The following is a 262-nucleotide window of genomic DNA, read 5'->3' as shown; positions in this document are numbered from 1 at the left end:
TCGTTTAAAGCATCCTCGAATGGGAGCTAGAAAGCTTCAGCATAAGCTCGGCCTAGAGCACAACTTTTATATTGGTCGAGATCGCTTGTTTAGGGTACTTAGGGAGGCACGTTTACTGGTCAAAGTAAGGCGTTCATACCATAAAACGACGCAGAGTCATCGCCGTTTTTACTGCCATCCAAACTTGATTAAAGATGGTGAGCATCAGATAAAAGCAAGTGGGCCTGAACAGCTATGGGTAGCCGACATTACTTATGTTTCT

Annotated in this window: 1 pseudogene; it reads left to right on the top strand. The window is 44.3% G+C overall.

The features are described 5' to 3' along the window. Positions 1 to 262, top strand: a pseudogene (locus ACOSVP_RS18615) (IS3 family transposase); the annotation flags it as partial.

This window comes from Marinomonas sp. HM11-D (genome assembly GCF_057626615.1).
Note: the sequence above shows the minus strand (reverse complement) of the source record. Positions and strands in the feature narration are given on the sequence as shown.